The 981-nt window shown below is 69.1% G+C and carries 2 protein-coding genes and 1 pseudogene; all 3 read left to right on the top strand.

Annotated features, from left to right (window positions below):
- Positions 1 to 212 (top strand): annotated as a pseudogene (locus BGN98_RS00955) (mechanosensitive ion channel family protein); the annotation flags it as partial.
- Complete coding sequence (locus tag BGN98_RS00950) at positions 209 to 667, top strand: globin (protein WP_288118929.1); 459 nt, start codon at positions 209 to 211, stop codon at positions 665 to 667. The pseudogene BGN98_RS00955 and the gene BGN98_RS00950, both read left to right, overlap by 4 nt.
- Before the next feature lie 38 nt (positions 668 to 705).
- Positions 706 to 981 (top strand): FAD-dependent oxidoreductase (locus BGN98_RS00945; protein WP_288118927.1); only part of this gene is annotated, 276 nt, incomplete at its 3' end.

Genomic DNA, 981 nt, shown 5'->3' with positions numbered 1-981 from the left:
CCGGCCTCGAGGGCGCCCAGCGCGTGCGCGGCGCCAACCCGCCGCGCACGCGGCCGACACCCGTCGCGACGGCGGACGGCAAGGGCATCTGGAAGCCCAAGCGCGGCGGAAAGGCGGCCCCCGCGCCGACGGCCTCCGGCGGGGCGGATGCCGCGACGTCCCCGGACGGCTCGACGATGACACCGAAGAAGACGGATGAGGAGAGTTCGTGAACGACGACGCGGAGACGTTCTATGCGCAGGTCGGCGGGCACGAGACCTTCGTGCGGCTCGTGGATGCCTTCTACCGCGGCGTGGCCGCCGACGACGTGCTCAAACCGATGTATCCCGAGGACGACCTGGGCCCCGCCGCCGAGCGGCTCACCCTCTTCCTCGAGCAGTACTGGGGCGGACCGACGACGTACAGCGAACGACGCGGGCATCCACGTCTGCGCATGCGGCACATGCCTTTCCACGTCAATCCGGACGCGCGGGATCGATGGTTGACGCACATGCGCCGTGCCGTCGACGAGCTTGAGCTGTCTCCGCTGCACGAAGCCACACTCTGGGACTACCTCCAGCGCGCCGCGCATGCCATGGTGAACACATTCGAGCCGAGTGGGATCGGTCCCGAACGGACCCCCACGGCATCCTCGCTACCGCTTCATCCCTCGGATCCGACGAGCTGACGCTCCCCCTCCGGCACGGGACCACGACGAAGGAGTCGATGATCGCAAAGTCACAGCATCACGAGGCGGACGTGCTCGTGATCGGGTGGGGCCTTGCCGGGCTCGTGGCCGCGACGGAAGCGGCCGCCGCCGGGCGGCGCGTGATCATCGTCGACCAGGAACCACGCGCCAACCTCGGCGGCCAGGCGTTCTGGTCGTTCGGCGGCCTGTTCTTCGTCGATTCTCCGGAGCAGCGACGGCTCGGAATCTCCGACTCCCTCGAGCTTGCCCGTCAGGACTGGTTCGCCACGGCGCAGTTCGACCGCGACGATGAT

The sequence above is a fragment of the Microbacterium sp. 69-7 genome, assembly GCF_001897985.1.
In the GTDB taxonomy this organism is placed as follows: Bacteria; Actinomycetota; Actinomycetes; order Actinomycetales; family Microbacteriaceae; genus Microbacterium; species Microbacterium laevaniformans.
This window is presented reverse-complemented; position numbering and strand designations above follow the sequence as displayed.